This is a genomic window from Maribellus maritimus, assembly GCF_022267315.1.
Lineage (GTDB): Bacteria > Bacteroidota > Bacteroidia > Bacteroidales > Prolixibacteraceae > Draconibacterium > Draconibacterium maritimum.
Map to the genome: position 1 here is coordinate 42,690 of NZ_JAIKLE010000039.1, position 18,668 is coordinate 61,357.

Annotated in this window: 18 protein-coding genes; 11 read left to right on the forward strand and 7 right to left on the reverse strand. The window is 38.8% G+C overall.

Annotated features, from left to right (window positions below):
• Window positions 1-164 precede the first annotated feature (164 nt).
• From K5G00_RS24160 to K5G00_RS24175, 4 genes are all read left to right on the forward strand, one after another.
• Window positions 165-554: a heme-binding domain-containing protein gene (locus K5G00_RS24160; protein WP_238769082.1), complete on the forward strand. Its 390-nt coding sequence runs from the start codon at window positions 165-167 to the stop codon at window positions 552-554.
• Window positions 555-627: 73 nt separating this feature from the next.
• On the forward strand, window positions 628-1,092 hold the full coding sequence (locus tag K5G00_RS24165) for a heme-binding domain-containing protein (protein WP_238769083.1): 465 nt from the start codon (window positions 628-630) through the stop codon (window positions 1,090-1,092).
• 4 nt (window positions 1,093-1,096) lie between these two features.
• Window positions 1,097-1,510 carry a threonyl-tRNA synthetase editing domain-containing protein gene (locus K5G00_RS24170; RefSeq protein WP_238769084.1) on the forward strand — a complete coding sequence of 138 codons (414 nt, stop codon included), beginning with the start codon at window positions 1,097-1,099 and terminating at the stop codon, window positions 1,508-1,510.
• 71 nt (window positions 1,511-1,581) lie between these two features.
• Window positions 1,582-2,829: a DEAD/DEAH box helicase gene (locus K5G00_RS24175; RefSeq protein WP_238769085.1), complete on the forward strand. Its 1,248-nt coding sequence runs from the start codon at window positions 1,582-1,584 to the stop codon at window positions 2,827-2,829.
• Window positions 2,830-2,877: 48 nt separating this feature from the next.
• Here the strand turns inward: K5G00_RS24175 and K5G00_RS24180 are convergent, their stop codons facing one another.
• From K5G00_RS24180 to K5G00_RS24210, 7 genes are all read right to left on the reverse strand, one after another.
• Window positions 2,878-3,540, reverse strand: a complete 663-nt coding sequence (locus K5G00_RS24180; protein WP_238769086.1) for a 3-keto-disaccharide hydrolase — start codon at window positions 3,538-3,540, stop codon at window positions 2,878-2,880.
• Between the two features lie 66 nt (window positions 3,541-3,606).
• On the reverse strand, window positions 3,607-4,089 hold the full coding sequence (locus K5G00_RS24185; RefSeq protein ID WP_238769087.1) for a ribonuclease HI: 483 nt from the start codon (window positions 4,087-4,089) through the stop codon (window positions 3,607-3,609).
• 21 nt (window positions 4,090-4,110) lie between these two features.
• Window positions 4,111-5,406, reverse strand: coding sequence for a class II aldolase/adducin family protein (locus tag K5G00_RS24190; RefSeq protein ID WP_238769088.1), 1,296 nt, complete (start codon window positions 5,404-5,406; stop codon window positions 4,111-4,113).
• Between the two features lie 129 nt (window positions 5,407-5,535).
• The gene (locus tag K5G00_RS24195) at window positions 5,536-6,798 is read right to left on the reverse strand and encodes an L-rhamnose isomerase (protein ID WP_238769089.1); all 1,263 of its coding nucleotides are present in this window, start codon (window positions 6,796-6,798) and stop codon (window positions 5,536-5,538) included.
• A gap of 41 nt (window positions 6,799-6,839) precedes the next feature.
• Complete coding sequence (locus K5G00_RS24200; RefSeq protein ID WP_238769090.1) at window positions 6,840-9,572, reverse strand: glycoside hydrolase family 78 protein; 2,733 nt, start codon at window positions 9,570-9,572, stop codon at window positions 6,840-6,842.
• 23 nt (window positions 9,573-9,595) lie between these two features.
• Window positions 9,596-9,910 carry an L-rhamnose mutarotase gene (gene rhaM / locus K5G00_RS24205; protein WP_238769091.1) on the reverse strand — a complete coding sequence of 105 codons (315 nt, stop codon included), beginning with the start codon at window positions 9,908-9,910 and terminating at the stop codon, window positions 9,596-9,598.
• Window positions 9,910-11,037: an L-rhamnose/proton symporter RhaT gene (locus K5G00_RS24210; RefSeq protein WP_238769092.1), complete on the reverse strand. Its 1,128-nt coding sequence runs from the start codon at window positions 11,035-11,037 to the stop codon at window positions 9,910-9,912. Before K5G00_RS24210 ends, rhaM begins: the two co-directional genes overlap by 1 nt.
• Before the next feature lie 190 nt (window positions 11,038-11,227).
• On the opposite strand from K5G00_RS24210, the gene K5G00_RS24215 reads away from it, so the two are divergent.
• The 7 genes from K5G00_RS24215 (at window position 11,228) to K5G00_RS24245 (ending at window position 18,578) form a co-directional block, all read left to right on the forward strand.
• The gene (locus K5G00_RS24215) at window positions 11,228-12,130 is read left to right on the forward strand and encodes an AraC family transcriptional regulator (RefSeq protein WP_238769093.1); all 903 of its coding nucleotides are present in this window, start codon (window positions 11,228-11,230) and stop codon (window positions 12,128-12,130) included.
• 679 nt (window positions 12,131-12,809) lie between these two features.
• Window positions 12,810-13,406, forward strand: a complete 597-nt coding sequence (locus K5G00_RS24220; protein WP_238769094.1) for a TetR/AcrR family transcriptional regulator — start codon at window positions 12,810-12,812, stop codon at window positions 13,404-13,406.
• On the forward strand, window positions 13,387-14,556 hold the full coding sequence (locus K5G00_RS24225; RefSeq protein WP_238769095.1) for a hypothetical protein: 1,170 nt from the start codon (window positions 13,387-13,389) through the stop codon (window positions 14,554-14,556). Before K5G00_RS24220 ends, K5G00_RS24225 begins: the two co-directional genes overlap by 20 nt.
• A 100-nt stretch (window positions 14,557-14,656) precedes the next feature.
• Entirely contained in the window at window positions 14,657-15,304 is a 648-nt protein-coding gene (locus K5G00_RS24230) for an ABC transporter ATP-binding protein (RefSeq protein ID WP_238769096.1), read from the forward strand.
• A 12-nt stretch (window positions 15,305-15,316) separates the two neighbouring features.
• Window positions 15,317-16,492: an ABC transporter permease gene (locus K5G00_RS24235; RefSeq protein ID WP_238769097.1), complete on the forward strand. Its 1,176-nt coding sequence runs from the start codon at window positions 15,317-15,319 to the stop codon at window positions 16,490-16,492.
• On the forward strand, window positions 16,489-17,763 hold the full coding sequence (locus K5G00_RS24240) for an ABC transporter permease (RefSeq protein WP_238769098.1): 1,275 nt from the start codon (window positions 16,489-16,491) through the stop codon (window positions 17,761-17,763). Before K5G00_RS24235 ends, K5G00_RS24240 begins: the two co-directional genes overlap by 4 nt.
• An 80-nt stretch (window positions 17,764-17,843) precedes the next feature.
• Window positions 17,844-18,578 (forward strand): outer membrane lipoprotein-sorting protein, encoded by a 735-nt coding sequence (locus K5G00_RS24245; RefSeq protein ID WP_238769099.1) that lies wholly within the window; start codon window positions 17,844-17,846, stop codon window positions 18,576-18,578.
• Window positions 18,579-18,668: the final 90 nt, after the last annotated feature.

The window sequence follows — 18,668 nt, forward strand, 5'->3', positions numbered from 1 at the left end:
TTTCGCCAAAATTATTAAAATACTCAGGAATCAATATACTTTTTCAATCAATTTGCTGAATTTTATCGAATTATGTTCAAACAATAAATTCAAAACTATGTTTATTTATTTAATTACGCTAAATTGTATGTTATTATTGTATCATCTTCTTAAATGATTAAACCATGAAAAAATTAGGAATTTTAGCAGGAATCTGTCTTGCCTTTTTATTCATTTCGTCAACACTTGATGCCTCAGACAAAACTCCTGTAAAAGGTGAATTAAACATGCCGGAAAACATTAAGGCGATAATAGATAAGTCTTGCTTTGGTTGTCACAACACCGATTCAAAAAATGAAGATGCAAAAGAAGATCTTGATTTTAAAACCTTTGACAGCCTTTCAAAAGTAAAAAAAATTGGAGCATTGCGGCATATTGCCGAAGTTGTTGAAGAAGGAGAAATGCCACCGAAAAGATTTCTTGAAAGATTCCCGGAGAGAAAACTTACGGAAGAAGAAGCAAAAACCTTGACAGAATGGGTAAAAAAAGAAGCATCCGCTTTAATTAAACAGTAAATAATTACATCTAAATAAAAACGCCGGAATTCGTTATCATACGAATATCCGGTTTTTTTAATCATAAACGAATATGAAAAAACTATTACGAATTTTATTTATCGTCGTTATCATTGGTGCCATAGTTATTCAATTTTTCAGACCAGAAAAGAACTTAGGCACCTCGACTCCCGACCATATTTTTGAAAAAGAACAAGTTCCCGAGAACGTAAAAACAATTCTGAAAAATGCTTGTATGGATTGCCATTCCGACCAGACTAACTATTTATGGTACCACAATATTGTTCCGGTTGCCTGGATGATAAACGACCATATTGTTGAAGGAAAAGAAGAACTAAATTTTTCAGAATGGGGACAAATGGATACTTTTGATAAAATTGGCGCTCTTGAAGAAATTTGCAGAGAAGTTGAGCGTAAAAAGATGCCAATAAAAGCATACGTTCAGATGCATAAAGAAGCCAAGCTTACTGAAGAGCAAGTTGCGGCACTTTGTACATGGACAGAAAAACTAAGTGAAGAATTGATTGGCGCAGAATAATTCTATGAAGGTATTGGTAATGTATATTGATGAGTTTGGTTACACACCGGCTCAAAAAAATCTGGAATCAGCCGAAGAAATAACAGAAGGTGCAGTGTTCACCGATTCTATCTTGGCTTTTATTCAGGTGGAAGAAAGTGACGAAGAGAACGACGTAAAAAGTCGTGAAAAAAAATTGGTGAACCACCTGAAATGGACAGCCAGGAAAAACAATTGTAAAAAAGTAATTCTGCATTCCTTTGCACATCTTTCAGAATCAAAAGCTTCCATTGAGTTTACAAAACAAATTTTTGATGAAGCTGAAAAGAGATTACAAAATGCCGAATTTGAAACGGCACAAACGCCGTTTGGTTACTTTTTAGATCTTTCAATAAAAGCCCCCGGATATTCGTTAGCCCGAATTTGGACTTCGCTTTGATTTTCAGTTCTATTTAAAACCCTCAAGTTCTCAGCATTAAAATTATCTTTGCTGCCAGAAAAAAACAAAAAATGAAATTTGAGGATTATTCCATTTTGCCGATTATAAAAGAGAACCTTGAGAATCAGGGTTTCAGGCGGCCAACAGACATTCAGTTTAAAGCCATTTCTCCTATCTTAAAAGGCGAAGATGTTCTCGCAATTGCACAAACCGGAACAGGAAAAACGGCTGCGTTTGCCATTCCCATCATTCATAAAATTTTAGAAAAAAAATACGGAAAAAATTCAGCGCAGGTAAAATGTTTGGTTATGGTTCCCACCCACGAACTGGCGCAGCAAATAACTGATGTTTTTAAAAATATTGGAAAAAATACAAGACTGAAATTTCTGGGAATCATAGGAGGTGTTGACCAGGAACCTCAAATTCAGAAGCTAAAAAAAGGAGTTGATGTTTTGGTGGCTACTCCCGGTCGCTTATTTGATTTAAGCAGCCAGGGGCATTTAAAACTCGATAAACTGGAAATACTGGTTTTGGATGAAGCCGACCACATGTTGGATTTGGGTTTTATAAAAGACATCAACGATTTAATAAAATTGCTGCCCCGAAAAAGGCAAACACTTTTTTTCTCGGCTACCATCAACAACAAAATAAAGAAGCTGGCCTACTCGCTGGTAAAAAATCCGATTCGTATTCAGATTTCGCCTAAAAATCCGGTGGCTAAAAACATTGAACACTCGGTTGCTTTTATTGAAATGGATGACAAAAGGGCTTTTCTGGAACGTCTTGTTGATGAAAACCAGGATAGAAAAATCCTTGTTTTTGTTCGAACCAAAGTACGTGCAGAGCGGGTAAAAAAAGCCATGGAACGCGTTGAGATTATCGGAGAAACCATCCATAGCGACAAAACACAGGATGAACGAACAAAAACACTGGACAATTTCAAAAAAGGAAATCTAAAACTTCTGATTGCTACCGATGTCAGTGCCCGGGGGATTGATATTCCAAATGTTGATTTTGTGGTGAATTATGATTTACCTGAAGTTTCTGCAAACTACGTTCACCGTGTTGGCCGAACCGGTCGGGGCAAACAAAAAGGACAAGCAGTTTCGTTTTGCAGTACCGAGGAAAAATCAATTCTGGAAGAGATTGAAACTTATCTTGATAAGGAAATTACAGTCCTCGAAATTGACAAGCAAGCTTACCAGGAAACATTGGATTTTACCAAAGACACAAATTACAACTGGAAAAAATTGCTAAAAGAAGATGAACGTGAGCAACGGGAATTTCAGCAAACAAAAAAACGGAAAAAGAAAAAGTAGGAGTAGTAGCTGGATTACATGTAAACGAAAATAGAACGTCGGGAATTATTAAAGTTTCTTCATTCTGATATTTCGTAAAACGCCGGTTGTATTCCATGTTGCAATTCCCAAAGGACAAGAAAGGCTAACTTCCGGACGGATGGAAATTTTGTGGTCAGCAGTTTCAAAATCGAGTACATTCTTCTCGTCAATCCAAGCCATTATTTTTTTGTCGCTTACCTGTAGCCTGATTTTGTACCACTTGTCCTTTTCAAAACTCATCATTATTTGTGTTTCATTTTCAGAAGCGTCTTTACCATCAATCGTACTCAGGCCAACAACCGGTCCACCCCAGCCGCCAACAATAAACGAACAAAATGTTGTGTCAACAGGAAAAGTTATGCCGCAAAAAAAATCGTTGCCTGAAACCCGTTTTGCTTCCAAAGAAAGCTGGTAATTAACTGTGGGAAAATCATTCGTATAGGTCACGCCTGTGCATCCATCGCCGTAATTGAGGATTATAGTTCCTGCAGAAACTTTCACAGGTCCCTGTGTTCCAAAATTGGTAACCTCCCAACCACCTAATGTTTCTCCATCAAAAAGCGCAACTCCTTCGGCAGTCTCCTTTTCCACCAAATACGTTTTTACCTCTTCTGTCTGATTTTTTTTATTTGGTGAATTTTTGCATGAAACGACTAGCAAAACAAACAGGATAAAAATGAAAGGTTTCATTGGCTTATTATTTTGTTTTGTAAAATTAAACGAATTTCCACCAAAATATGTTGAATGTGAATTATTTCACATTTTTATTTCCTCGCGTAAAGATCTTCTGGAAGTGCGGTCAACAAGTGTAAAAATACGATCAATCGTATTCTTTTCCCGCGAAGGCTTGTGTCCTTTAACTTTTATAAATCGAATTTTGAGCCGGTCAACTGCAGCAAAAAATGCCCGATACAAAACGGCATTCTTCAATATTTTTCCGGTTTTTGAGTGAAAATCATTTTTCTCCAAACGCTGCCGCCGTTCCATTAATTCTGCCAAATTTTGGGAATCGGAGTAAACAAACAATTCGTCAACATCTTCTTTAATTGTGTTGAGGGCAAAAAGAAAAATCTGAAGTTCCAGCTTTGTCGAAGAAGTCTCCTCAAAACGTTTCACCTGAACTTTTTCTTTTAACTTATCAATTGACTGCTCTTCTTCTGAAACAAAAAGAAAAGCGCCATATCCAATCCCTGACTGGATATGAACGCTTCCATCCGTAAACAACAGTAATTTTGCCAAAATTTTAATTTTATTGGCTTATCAACTTAAAAACTTCTTTCTCAATTCTTCTACCTGATCCGGATTTATCGGAACCAGTTTTCCAAGTGAAGCTCCCATGGTTAGCGATTTTGCACTAAACTCAGCCACTTCAAGGCGGTCAAAAGTTCCAAGCAATTTATCACCGGTAACCAAAACTGAGTCATTCTCAATTATTACAGCCGGTGTATTTTCCGACAACAAATTCAAGATCGTTTCCTCCCCTGCAAAATGAGAACCAAAAGGAACATTCGGAACATCCTGCAAAAAAATCCAACTTTCAGGAATGGTACGCACATCCAGCTTCTCTGCAGATACACTGTACGCCATCAAATATGGTGTTTGTGTTAGTATGACGGAGTTTACATGCGGATTACGTTTATAAATTTCCTGATGCAACCAGGTTGAACGACTCGGTATTTTTCCGGGCTCACGTTTTCCGTCTTTAATTTGAACAATATCTTCATTCTGAATATCCCAACGGGCCACATTGGTTGGAGTGATTAAAAAATCATTGTCGCGCCAACGCACAGAAACCGTTCCGTAAGAACTAATCATCAATCCCTGTTCGCAGGCACGGTGCACAATCTTTTTAATTTCTTCACGAATTGCTCTTTCATCAGAAGGATGTTCAACCTCTTTCATTTCAGGCAACAAACGCGGAATTTGTTCCTCAAATTCTGCAATCTGATCGTCGCTCAAATATTTTGGAGAACCGATTGTACTTCCGTAAATAATTGTTCTTCCGCAAAATTCAAGTGTTTCAAAACGTTGAAAAGCATCGCCTAAATCTGATCCGCCAACCACTGTCCCATGGTTTTCCATAATTACGGCATTGAATCCTTTTTCAAATTCCTTGGCAATTACATCGCCTAAAATCTCACTCCCCGGCAATTCGTATGTTGCATAGCCAATTGGCCCGCAAATATTCTTTGCCTGGGGGATAATATTGGTATCTGGGATTTGACGAACAATACTAAAAGAAACCAGTGCCGGCGGATGAGCATGAACCACTGCTTTTATATCGGGACGGGCTTCATAAATAGCCTTATGGAAAGGATATTCGGAAGAGGGTTTATGACGACCTTCGATGGTTCCATCTTTCCGAACACAAATAATATCCGACGCTCTCAACGAGCCCTTGTCAATTGCTGATGGCGTTACCCAAATATCTCCATTTTCATCGATTACTGAAATATTTCCTCCCGAGGTCGTCGTTAGACCACTCCTGTAAACTTTGTCGATAATCATTGTTATCTGGTCGCGCGGATGCATCAGCCTGGTATCCAGTTTTTTCATTGGTTAAATTTTTTCTAATCCAGTTTCTACGATAACTTGCTCTGTATTCTAAAAATAAAAGTACAAAAAAAGGACACTACTTGTGATTCGTCATCCTGTAGTATCCTTTAAACTTTGATAAAAAAACTTCTATCTCTTCACTAAAAACATTTTTTCATATTGTTGTATTTCAGCAATATAATCTTCTCCAACAGCAACACCTTCCTGTAAACAATAATAATCCCATACTGCACCAAAAGGTTTGGTTTTCAGCTCCTCCAACAACGCCAAACGTTCAAAATTCTGACCTGCTTCTTCAAATTCAATTAATTTTGAAGTTGGCTCCAACAAGGCAATCATAAATGCCTTTTGTGCAGCACGCGTTCCCACAACGTAGGCTCCAATGCGGTTTATAGATGCATCAAAAAAGTCAAGTCCAATATTTACACGACTCAGAAAATCATTTCGAACAATCTCAGATGCAATTAACTGAACATCTTCATTTAATGTTACCACATGGTCCGAATCCCAGCGAACAGGGCGGGTTACATGAAGTAAAATCTCATCTAAAAACTGAAGACATGCAGATATTTTATCTCCTACTTGTTCGGTTGGATGAAAATGTCCGTTATCTAAACAAATAAGTTTATTGTTTTTCAGTGCATATCCCAAATAAAAGTCATGTGAGCCAACCGTCATTGATTCTACGCCAATTCCAAACAATTTACTTTCAACCGCATCTTTCATATGTTCCTTTGGATAGTCAATTGCCATTGCTTCATCCAATGATTTTTTCAATAGAACACGATGTCCGTTTCGGTCGACAGGAACATCTTTAGAACCATCTGGTATCCAGGTATTGTGCACACACGGAGTTCCCAATTGTTTTCCAACCTCGGCAGAAATGGCACGGCAACGTTTTACATGTTCTACCCAGAACCGGCGGTTTTCTTCATTTTTACTTGAAAGCGTAAAACCATCCGCTGCACGGTCGTGTGAAAAACAGGTCGCATTGAAATCCATTCCAATGCCTTGCGCTTTACACCAATCAATCCAACTCTGAAAATGTTTTACTTCTATTTCATCGCGATCAACTTTTTCGCCTTCAAAATCTCCGTAAATGGCATGAAGGTTTAAACGCTGTTTGCCCGGCAGAAGGGATAAAACTTTCTCCAAATCAGCCCGCATTTGTTCTATTGTTGTGGCTTTCCCCGGGTAATTTCCAGTGGTTTGAATTCCTCCGGAAAGTTCACCATCAGCTTTTTCAAAACCAACAACATCATCGGTTTGCCAACAATGGAGAGAAATATTTACGTCTTTCATTTTTTGCAAAACCTCATCGGTGTTTACACCAAGTTCTGCGTATATTTCTTTGGCCAGCAAATAGGCCTTTTCAACATTTTCTTTCTTCATAATTTCTATCCTGTTACTATTTTATTCTTTCTACACTTCAATTAAAGTGCATAACTAAATTGATATGTTCCGGAGCCCAGTGTAAGCGAAACTCCTTTTTCAACTTGTTCTGCTTTTTTATCTGTTGCTTTAAGCGGCTGAGTATTCAGCGTCACATTATCCAGCGAAGCTCCCGGAAGAACTACTGTAGCGCTTGTATTTGCCGGAATAACTACTTTATAAACCAATGTATTTCCTTCAACTTCCCAACCTGATTCTATGTTACCATATAACGACTTATACTGAACCTGAGCATTTGTTAATCCGCCACCGGGATGTGGAGCCAGGGTAAAATGCTTATAGCCGGGTGATTGAGTATCGATATTTAACCCGGAAACATAAGTATACAACCACTCACCGATAGCTCCGTATGCATAGTGGTTAAAACTATTCATCCCAACATCCTGAAATGTTCCATCCGGTTTCTGTCCGTCCCAGCGCTCCCATATGGTTGTTGCTCCCTGTGTAACCGGATACAACCACGACGGATAATCTTTACGGTTCAGCAACATAAAAGCCAAATCAGCATAGCCGTTATCCGACAATGTTTTACATAACAGAGGTGTTCCCACAAATCCTGTGGTTAAATGCCCCATCTTCTTTACATCATCGGCTAAAAATTTGGCAGCTTTCGGAACTAAGTCTTCACGTAACAAGTCAAAAGAAAGCGCCAGACAATATGCTGTCTGAGTATGCGAAACCAACCTCCCTGCGGGGGTTACAAACTCCTGAACAAATGCCTTTTTGATGTTTTCAGAAAGCTTTTGGTATTTTTTCGCTTCATCGTTTTTCCCAATAATCGCTGCTATTTCAGCCAGCAATCCGCTGGAATATGAATAATAAGCCGTTGCAATTAAGTCTTTTTCGGTTGTTGCTCCGGGGTAATCCGACCTTGTTGTGGCAAAAGCCAGCCAGTCGCCGTAATGCGTATCGCCGGTCCAAAGATAATCCTCTCCGGCTCTGGTTCTCATGTATTCTACCCAAGCTTTCATACTTGGATACTGAACTTTCAGAACTCGTGTATCTCCATAAGCCAAATAAGTCGTCCACGGTACAATTATCGCAGCATCTGCCCATGCAGTTGAACCGCCGCCACCATTCAATACATCCGGAATTACGTGAGGAACCACACCATTTTCTACCTGATCGGCAGCTAAGTCTCCCAGCCATTTAGTATAAAAAGGTGCAACATCGAAATTAAATGCTGCGGTGGGGCTAAACACCTGTGCATCGCCTGTCCAACCAAGTCGTTCATTGCGTTGCGGACAGTCGGTTGGTACATCCAAAAAATTCCCCTTTTGTCCCCATTGTATATTATGCTGTAATTGATTGATTAGCGGATCGGAACAGGAAAAAGTTCCTGTTGGCGCCATATCTGAATAAATCACAACTCCGGTGATTTGATCCATTTCCGGCATTTTATCTACACCTTCTATTTGTACAAACCGAAATCCATGAAATGTAAATTTTGGTTCATAAATTTCCTCTCCGTCACCTTTCAAAATATAAGTATCGGTTGCTTTTGCCGACCTTAAATTTGCGGTGTAAAAATTTCCTTCTTTATCTAAAACTTCAGCAAATTTCAGCGTAATTGCATCACCTTTCTTTCCCTTGATTTTTAATCTTACCCAGCCAACCATATTCTGGCCCATATCAAAAACCATTTCACCTTTTGGTGTGGTCAGGCTTTTAATTGGCTTTAATTCCTCAATTGCTTTAACAGGCTCTCCCTGAGGCGCAATTAAGATATCTTTTGAATGATCAAGAATGGTAACATTTTGCCAACTTCCGTCATTAAAACCGCTGCTTGTCCATCCATTCATTTCCAAATTGGCGTCATAAGTCTCTCCATTATAAATATCCGATTCACGTATTGGTCCATCCGAAACCTTCCAGTTTTTATCAGTGTTAATGGTTTCGCTCGTTCCATCAGTATAATTTATTTTTAACTGAACCAACAAAGCAATCTGTTCGCCATAATAATTATGTTGCGTACTAAAACCAATATTTCCCCGATACCAACCGTCACCAACAACTGCACCAATTGCATTTTTTTGCTGAATCATGTCGGTTACATCGTAGGTTTGGTATTGCAAACGTTTATTATAACTGGTCCATCCCGGAGTAAAAAGTTCATCACCTACTTTTTCTCCGTTTATAAAAAGTTCGTAAATTCCCAATGATGTAGCGTAAATCCTGGCTGAACTCACTTTTTTACCTGAAGAAAATTCACTTCTGTAGTAATGGGCAGGTTTTGATCCCTCTTTTTGGGGCTCATTTTTCATAGTAATCCATGAAGCAGACCATAATTCCGGGCTAAGAATTCCCATTTCCCAAAATGCCGGTTCGCTCCATTTTGTTGCTTTGTTATTATTATCCCAAACGCGTACCTGCCAGTAAACACGCTGCATTGATTCCAACTCCGGCCCTTCATATAGTACATTTACTGACTGGTCGCTGTTTACTTTGCCGGCACTCCAAATCAACTTACTTTTTTTATTTAAATCTGAAGGCGTTTCGGCAACACGGATTTCATAGGCAGTCTGCATCAGATTTTCCTGGTCCGTTACGATCTGCCAACTTAATCTTGGTACTTTAACATCAATCCCTATTGGATTGGTATGGTATTCACAAACTAATTTTTCAACTTGCGTTTTTGCACTTATTGACAAAGAAAATCCCCAAAAAACTGCCAGTAAAAAAAAGACTTTCCCGTATTGTTTTATTTGATCCATCTTATTTTGATTTAGTTGTTGTTCTATTCCATAAAAAACACTTCCTCCAATTTAACCGAAACCGGTGAGTTATCGGGATTGGTTTTCATTATGTCGGCCATAAAAGCCCACCATTTTTTTACAATTTCCGTCTCTCCCAAATTTTGAGAACCTTCCTCTCCGCTTACTTTTTGAAAGGCAAACAAAGTGTTGGTATCCTCATCCAAAAAAATTGAATATTCGCTTATACCAGCTTCTTTTAACAGCTGTTTCAGTTCAGGCCATATCTCATCGTGGCGTCTTTTGTATTCCACTTTCTGACCTTCATCCAAAATCATTTTAAAAGCTACACGTTTCATTACCCAAGTGCATTTAATTCAGGATATAACCATTTAGCAATACCGATAACGACTACCGAGAGCAAAATTGCGCCAATGCCAAGCAATATCGTGTTGTAGGTCTTTTTTGAGACACCTTTCCACTCTTTACGATAAAACCCCCACATGTTCGCAGTCAAAATAATGGTAGCCATGTGAAGCGTCCATGAACTGGCACCGTTACCGATTTTAGTTTCGCCCATTCCGTAGAAAAAGAATTGTAAAAACCACGTAGTACCAGCCAATGCGCAAAACAGATAGTTTCTCAATAAAGGAGTTTTTTTGTCGGTAAAATCGCTGCCGGTTTTATTTCGGAGAATGAGAGCAGTTGTCCATATAAAATTGGTAGTCAGTCCTCCCCAAAGAATAACAAAAAAGATAATATTATTTTCGAAGAGATATTTAAAACTTCCTCCTTCCTGTGTCAAAAACGGATAGCTCTGTTCCACTGCCAACGATCTTGCTACAACAGACATTTCCTTTCCTGCATCAATTCCAAAACTAAAAAAGGCGCTTAAAACCCCCGAAACAACCGCAATCATCAATCCCTTTGATAGACTAAATTCACTGTTAACACCTTCCTTAACGTTTCCAATATCTTTGTCTTTTTGAATTCCGGCCCGGCCACTTAAAATAATTCCGGCCAACAATATCAGAATCCCAAGAATAACAATTCGCCCTCCTGTACTGCCAAACAGCTCTGAAAAGGCTAGTCCCTCGGGAATAACTTCCGCTACACCAGGGATATTACGCAAAACAGGCAAGCCCAGAGAACCTACAACAGAAGTAATCCCCAGCAACACTGAATTACCCAGAGACATGCCAAGATATCGGATTGCAAGCCCGTAGGTCAGACCTCCAATTCCCCACAGCAAACCCATAATGTAGGTATTACGAATAACGCTGCTGCTGGTAGCTTGTAAAATTCCCTGCCAATCAGGAATCGTCAAAATAACAGCCAAGAATGGCATAATTAACCATGAAAAAATTCCGCCGGTAATCCAATAAATTTCCCAACGCCACTTTTTCACCCAATTATATGGCATATACCAGCTTCCGGAAGCGCCGCCACCCAATGAGTGGAATAAAATTCCAAGAATAACATTCATAAAAGTTTGAATTTATCAGTTTATATTAAGTTTTACTTTTTTGATATTCGGTTGAAAAATATCAATAATCAAAAATAGTTTTATAAACACTCCAAAACAATATTTAATTTGGCATATAATTTATACTTTTTGACACACTTTTTTACAAACTTTATTGTTTTGTTTTCTTTGAATATCGATTTTTGCAAAAATGAAAAATAACTTTAAATATTTAACCACCGGCAGCGAAGATATTAACTGGGGAGTTTACATCAATGTTGCCGGGACTTCCTCTGTTAAACCAAATGAAGTCTATCCCTCGCTCAACCATCCATCTGGTTATTATTTTAATTGGGATGAAGGAAGAATTTTGAATGAATATCAAATCAATTACATTACAGATGGAGAAGGAATTCTTGAAAACCGATATGGGACCTATACCGTAAAGCAGGGAAACCTTTTTATCATCTTTCCAAACGAGTGGCACCGCTACCGTCCGTTACAAAAAACCGGATGGGAAGAAAATTTTATCGGATTTGGTGGAGAAATAGCAGAAAAATTCATGTCGCACCCACTGTTTTCTCCAAAACAACCGGTAATTCGCACCGGCATAAGAGAAGAAATAATTGACAGCTATTTAAAAATCTTTGATTTTACTGAGAAAGAACAGCCGGGATATCAACTTATTGCTTCCGGAATGATTATAAAATTGTTGGGATACATTATTTCTTTTGAAAAACAAAAAGGATTTTCAGGAAAACGAATCGCGAAAGTTATTGAAGAAGTCCGCTTTTTAATGCGTCAAAATGTTTCAGGAGAATATAATCTTGAAGAACTTGCTCAACAACACAATGTTGGTTATTCCTATTTTCGAAAAATGTTTAAAAAATTCACAAGTATGTCTCCCGGGCAATACCATCTGCAACTTAAGCTAATGCGAGCAAAAGAGATGCTTATTTCAACCGATAAAAGCATAAAGGAAATAAGCAACGAACTGGGGTTTCAATCCATTTATTACTTTAGTAATTTGTTTAAGAAAAAAGAAGGACTTAATCCTACACAATACCGAAAGAAAAATATTCTTGAAAATAAAACTGAACTCCCCCTTCCATAAAATCAAAGAAAGGGGGCAACTCTCTTCAAAGCTGCCCGTAATTGTATTAAGAAAGATAAAAAATAAGGGTTTGTCCGGTAAAATTAGAAAATTCTATTTTAAAAACAAATTTTTTAGAAGAAATAAAGACTACATTTGTATTGAAAATATGAGGCTATACAAGTGGAATTTGCTCCCTTTCCCTGTTATTTACATATTCAAGTTTAAACACCCCATTTAGAACAAAAGTTAGCTATTACAATAAAAAAGTAGAAACAAAATCACTTTTTTATCATAATAACAATTAAAATACATGCAGATAATATTATTGATTTTTAAAATATTACGAGTGTTTACTCAAACAAAAAACTGATTCATTCAAAATAATAGGGGCTGCTCAACTGCAACCCATACAATAACCAACTTTTCTTTTAACCTGCCTTCTCTGGTTAATATTTTAAAGTTATATTTTTAAAAATTTATCACCCTTTACTCCTCCCTTCATTAAATAAATAAATTATTAAACCCTAAAAATCAGCACTTTACACTAATAAAACCAGAGTTATAAACCCCAAAATCATCACTTTAAACAAGGCCAAAAACACAAAACAAATAAAAAGACAATTGTAGTTTTTAAATTATACTATACGAATATTAAAAATATTTACTAAATTCGTATAATTATACAAAATTCAAAATAATGATTAACGAGAATCCAAAATACCTAGACATTGTTAGCACAGCCCGAACACTTTTCTGGAAACATGGAATAAGCAGAGTAAGCGTAGAAGAAATATGCAGAGAATCGAGTGTTAGCAAGATGACTTTTTACCGTTTTTTCTCCAACAAAGTTGAATTAGGGAAAACCATCATCGATAATATCATTGATGAGTCCGTCCTAAAATACAGGAGCCTTATGAAACAGGATATTCCCTTTGAAGAAAAGATAAGGAAACAATTGCTTTTAAAATTTGAAGGGACCAAAGAAATCAATCCGGAATTTGTTAAAGATATTTATTCAAATAAAAAACTTGGCCTTCATCTTCACTGGCAAAAGCGTGCTGATGAATTTGCAAAAGAAGTACACAACGACTACATAAAAGCTCAAAATGAGGGTTTTATAAGAAAAGACCTGAACCTTGACTTTATGTTTTATTTCAGCTCCAAGTCTACTGATCTGTTGACAGATCCGCAGTTATTGAAAATGTATAGCAACATGCAGGATTTGATTATGGAATATGCCAACCTGTTTTTTTACGGAATATTTCCGCGGCACAATGAAAAAAGTATGCCTTAAATTTTCATCCGGGACTTTCATGCTGCTTTTTTGTGTTTTGAACATTTCAGCACAGGAACATAAAGCAGAAATAAATGATTCGCTTTTATTCAAAGGCCAGTTTTCAGTATGGACACATTTTAATGGTAATAATACATTCCCTCTTTGGAGCGGTGCAAGATATATTCCGCAAGTAAATTATGAAATCAAAAATACCAAAGCGCAACTAGTCGATTTTGAAGCCTCTGTAAATGTATACGGAAATATGGGATTAAATCCTTTTGATTCCATTAACACCTCGGGAAAAATAAAACCATACCGACTCTGGGCACGATACTCAACCCACCAACTGGAAATTCGGGCAGGCCTGCAAAAAATCAATTTTGGCTCGGCTTCGCTGCTTCGTCCGTTAATGTGGTTCGACCAGGTTGATCCACGTGATCCTCTTCGCTTAACCGATGGGGTTTGGGGAATTTTAGGTCGCTACTATTTTTTGAACAACGCCAATATTTGGCTGTGGGGTTTGTACGGAAATAATAAAACGAAAGGCTGGGAAATAATACCAACAGCAGAAAACAAACCTGAATTTGGCGGAAGATTTCAGGTTCCTGTTTCAAAAGGAGAGGCGGCATTTACTTATCATCACCGGTCAGCCGATAATTTTGGAATAGAAAGTTTTGACAACTATTACGAAAGTATTCCCGAAAACCGATTTGCTTTGGACACCAAACTGGATGTAACCATCGGACTTTGGTTGGAAACCACCTGGATAAACAAAAACAAAAATTTGGGAATGTTCACCAACCAGGAAATTGTAAACATGGGAATGGATTACACCTTTGGAATAGGAAACGGGTTGTATGTTGTTTATGAACAACTTGTAGCAGCCTACGATAAAAAGCCTTTCAATTTTGAAAATACGGTTACGTTCTCATTGTTAAACATGACCTACCCTATCGGATTGTTCGATAATTTAAGTGCTATTGTTTATTACGACTGGACCAACAAATCGGCCTACAATTTTGTAAACTGGCAAAAACAGTTCAACAAAATCTCGCTCTATTTTATGGGTTATATCAATCCTAAAAAGTACAATATACCTACTCAGGGCTTAGGAGAAATGCTGTATGCCGGAAGTGGCATTCAGGTGATGCTGGTTTTTAATTATTAGATGTCAGACAAATAAGTTAAAAGTGAAATAAAACACAATAATCAACAAAATGGAAAACACATCGATTATAAAAATTGAACATCTCACCAAATCCTTCCCCATGGGAAAATCAAAGTTCACCGCTTTGAAAGGTATTAATCTTACCTTTGGTGAAGGAGAATTTGCAGGACTGGTCGGGCCAAGTGGATCCGGAAAAACCACACTACTGAATATTGTTGGTTCGCTCGATGTACCTTCTTCAGGCGAGGCAAAAGTTTTAGGGGAGTCGATTGGCTCACTAACTGCCAAAGGAGCAGCACGACTGCGTAAAGAAAAGCTGGGCTTTATCTTTCAGAGCTACAATTTACTTGCAGTTCACAATGTTTTTGAAAATGTTGAATTCCCGCTGCTTCTGTTAAAATATACAGCAGCCGAACGAAAAAAGATGGTCATGGAAGCCCTGGACTGGGTTGGGCTCACCGACAAAGTAAAATCGAAACCGCCACAACTATCCGGCGGCGAATGTCAGCGGGTAGCCATTGCGCGCGCCATGGTAAAAAAACCGTCCATTGTTTTGGCCGATGAGCCAACCGCCAATCTCGACGCGGCAAATTCGCACAACATTCTGCAAACCATGGTTAAACTGAATGAAGAACTGAAAACCACCTTTTTGTTTGCTACGCACGACGAGAAAGTGATTAATTACCTCCGTCGGAAAATCTTCCTGAAAGATGGTAATGTGGACCAGGATGAAATTTCTACCAATTAAAACTGAATCAAAATGAAACTTGCAATAAAACTGGCATACCGCAATCTCATAGGCGCTGGCTTAAGAACCTGGCTGAATGTAATTGTTTTGTCGTTTTCGTTTGTGGTGATTATTTGGATGAAGGGAATAATGGTTGGTTGGGATCACCAGGCAAAAACCGACATGAAAAACTGGGAAATTGGTGGCGGACAGTATTGGCAGGAAAATTACGATCCATTCGATCCATTTACACTCTCCGAAAGTCATGCAGCAATTCCGGTATCGTTAAATGATGAAATTACAAACGGAGAAATTGTTCCGTCGCTGATAGTAAGTGGCACTATTTATCCACAGGGACGAATGCAATCCGTCGCCATCGTAGGTATGAATCCGCACCAAAGTATTTTTATGCTGCCAACCGAAAAGCTGGACACAACCACTTCGGCAATTCCGGCTATCATTGGCTCGGTTTCATCACGAAACCTCAAATTGAATGTGGGTGACTATGTTACCATCCGCTGGCGAAATGTAAATGGGATGTTTGATGCCACAGAGGTTGTTATTACCGGTATTTTCTCGTGTAATGTCCCATCGGTTGACGTAGGAAAAATCTACATCCCGCTGGAAAAACTCCGGGAAATGATGAGTCTGAAAGGGGAAGCTACTATTCTCACATTTAGGGAAGAACAGTCTGAACGACCTGAAATTACCGGATGGAGTTACAAAAATACAGCAACACTAACCCAATCAGTGGATGAACTCATTCAAACCAAAACAGTAGGTCAATCCATTTTTTACGCCATCCTGCTGCTCCTGGCCATGCTCGCCATTTTCGACACACAGGTCCTTTCCATTTTCAGAAGACAAAAAGAAATCGGAACCTACATTGCACTGGGCTACACCCGTAGAGAGGTAGTCGGGCTGTTTACCGTTGAAGGCGCGATGCATTCCATTTTAGCTGCCATTGTTTCTGCCATATACGGATTACCGTTTTTAATCTGGATGGCAAAATCAGGATGGACCATGCCCATTGAAGCCAGTGAATTTGGGATGGCAATGGCGCAAACGCTCTACCCGGTATACAGCGCCGGACTGGTCATTTCGACAGTACTCATAATCGTGTTGGTGACTACTGTGGTGAGTTACTGGCCTTCGAGAAAAATTGCAAAAATGAATCCAACGGAAGCTTTAAGGGGGAAATTACAATGATAAAATTTCTTTTAAAAGGATTACTACGGGATAAAAGCCGTAGCCGGTTACCGATAATCGTAGTTTCAATCGGTGTAATGTTGACCGTATTGTTACACGCCTATATCACTGGTTTTATGGGCGATACTATTGAACTGAATGCCCGGTTTACCAATGGCCATTTAAAGGTGATGACCAGGGCATATGCCGAAAATATGAATCAGGTTCCCAATGATTTAGCTTTACTGGATGTGGATGAGTTAATTACCGAATTAAATAAAGAATATCCGGATATTAAATGGACTCCGCGAATTCAGTTTGGCGGTTTGGTAGATGCGCCGGATGAAAATGGTGAAACAAAAGCACAGGGGCCAGCCATGGGATTGGGAATAGATTTCCAATCAGGACGTAGCGGCGAAGCAGAACGCCTGAACATCCAAAAGGCTTTGGTACGAGGAAATCTGATTCAACATCCGGGAGAAGCGTTGCTGAGTGAAATTTTCTCTGAAAAACTGGGTGTAACCCCGGGAGATGAAGTTACGCTCATCGGTTCAACGATGAATGGCAGCATGACCATGTACAACTTTAAAATTGCCGGAACCGTAACTTTTGGTGCTGAAGCGCTTGACAGGGGCGCCATCATTGTTGATTTGGAAGATGCACGAAACGCGCTGGACATGCAAAATGCAGCCGGTGAATTGATTGGCTTTTTGCCTGAGGGGCTATACGACGATGAAGAAGCCGTTCAAATTGCTAAAACTTTCAATGAAAAATACAAAAATGATAATGATGAATATGCACCGGTAATGCGAAGCCTTAGCCAGCAGGGAAGTATGGGACAATACGTAGCACTCACAAAAGGATGGACTACATACATTTCAGCCATATTTATCATTGCAATGGCACTTGTTCTCTGGAATGCAGGATTACTGGGTGGCTTGCGCAGATATGGAGAGTTTGGCGTTCGGCTGGCTATGGGAGAAGAAAAAGGCCATGTTTACCGAACCCTGATTTTCGAATCTGTTTTTATTGGAATTGCCGGAACTGTGGTCGGAACGATTTTCGGACTCTTTTTTGCCTGGCTGATTCAAACTTATGGAATCGATATTTCAGGAATGGTAAAAGGAGGCGCCTTAATGATGCCTTCCACCATTCGTGCAAGAATTACTCCTGTGGATTATTACGTGGGATTAATTCCCGGCTTGATCTCAACAGTGCTGGGTACCATGCTTGCAGGCATTGGAATTTACAAACGTAAAACAGCGCAACTGTTTAAAGAACTGGAAGCCTAAGTTAAAAGTAAAATATTGTAAATGGAAAATAGTAAGTAATTAAGAATTTTTATTAAACGAAACAGATTAAATTTTTCAAAATGAAATCAATAATAACAGCCTGTTTAATCTTGATGACGACACTAATTTTTGCGCAACCAAACGCAGATGAGATTCTGGACAGGGTGGATAAAAACATGTCGTCGGAAAACCGTGTTTTTGAATCGTCGATGACCATTCATGGAAAACGAAACAGCCGAACCATCATGTCAAAAACCTATTCTGTAGGCGATAAAAAATCATATACCGAATATTTATCTCCGGCACGGGAGCAGGGAACCAAAATGTTAAAACTGGAAGATCAATTGTGGATCTATTCTCCTTCTACTGACCGTACAATTCAGATTTCCGGGCACATGCTGCGGCAGTCAGTTATGGGCTCCGATCTCTCATACGAAGACATGATGGACGATCGGAAACTTCAGGATGTTTATGATGCCAAAGTAACCGGAGAAGAAGAAATTGACGGCCGAAAAACCTGGATTCTCGAACTTTCGGCAAAAGTGGAAGATGTGGCTTACGCATCCCGAAAAGTCTGGATTGACATTGAACGTTATATTCCTTTAAAAGAGGAGCTGTTTGCCAAAAGCGGGCAACTGCTCAAACGCTCGACATTGAGCGATATACAGAAAATTGAAGGACGTTGGTTTCCTTCAACGGTAGTCTACAAAGACATGCTTAAACAAGGCGACGGAACAGAATTCAAAATAACCAGCATTAAATTCAATCAGGAAATACCGGAATATATTTTTACCAAGGCTGCACTTAAGAAATAATACCATTTTAAATACAAAATGCCGCATTGAAATTTTTTAGGTAGTGTTTGTTTCCGGTTATTGACATTATGGTTTCGGGTTGCATTTCTA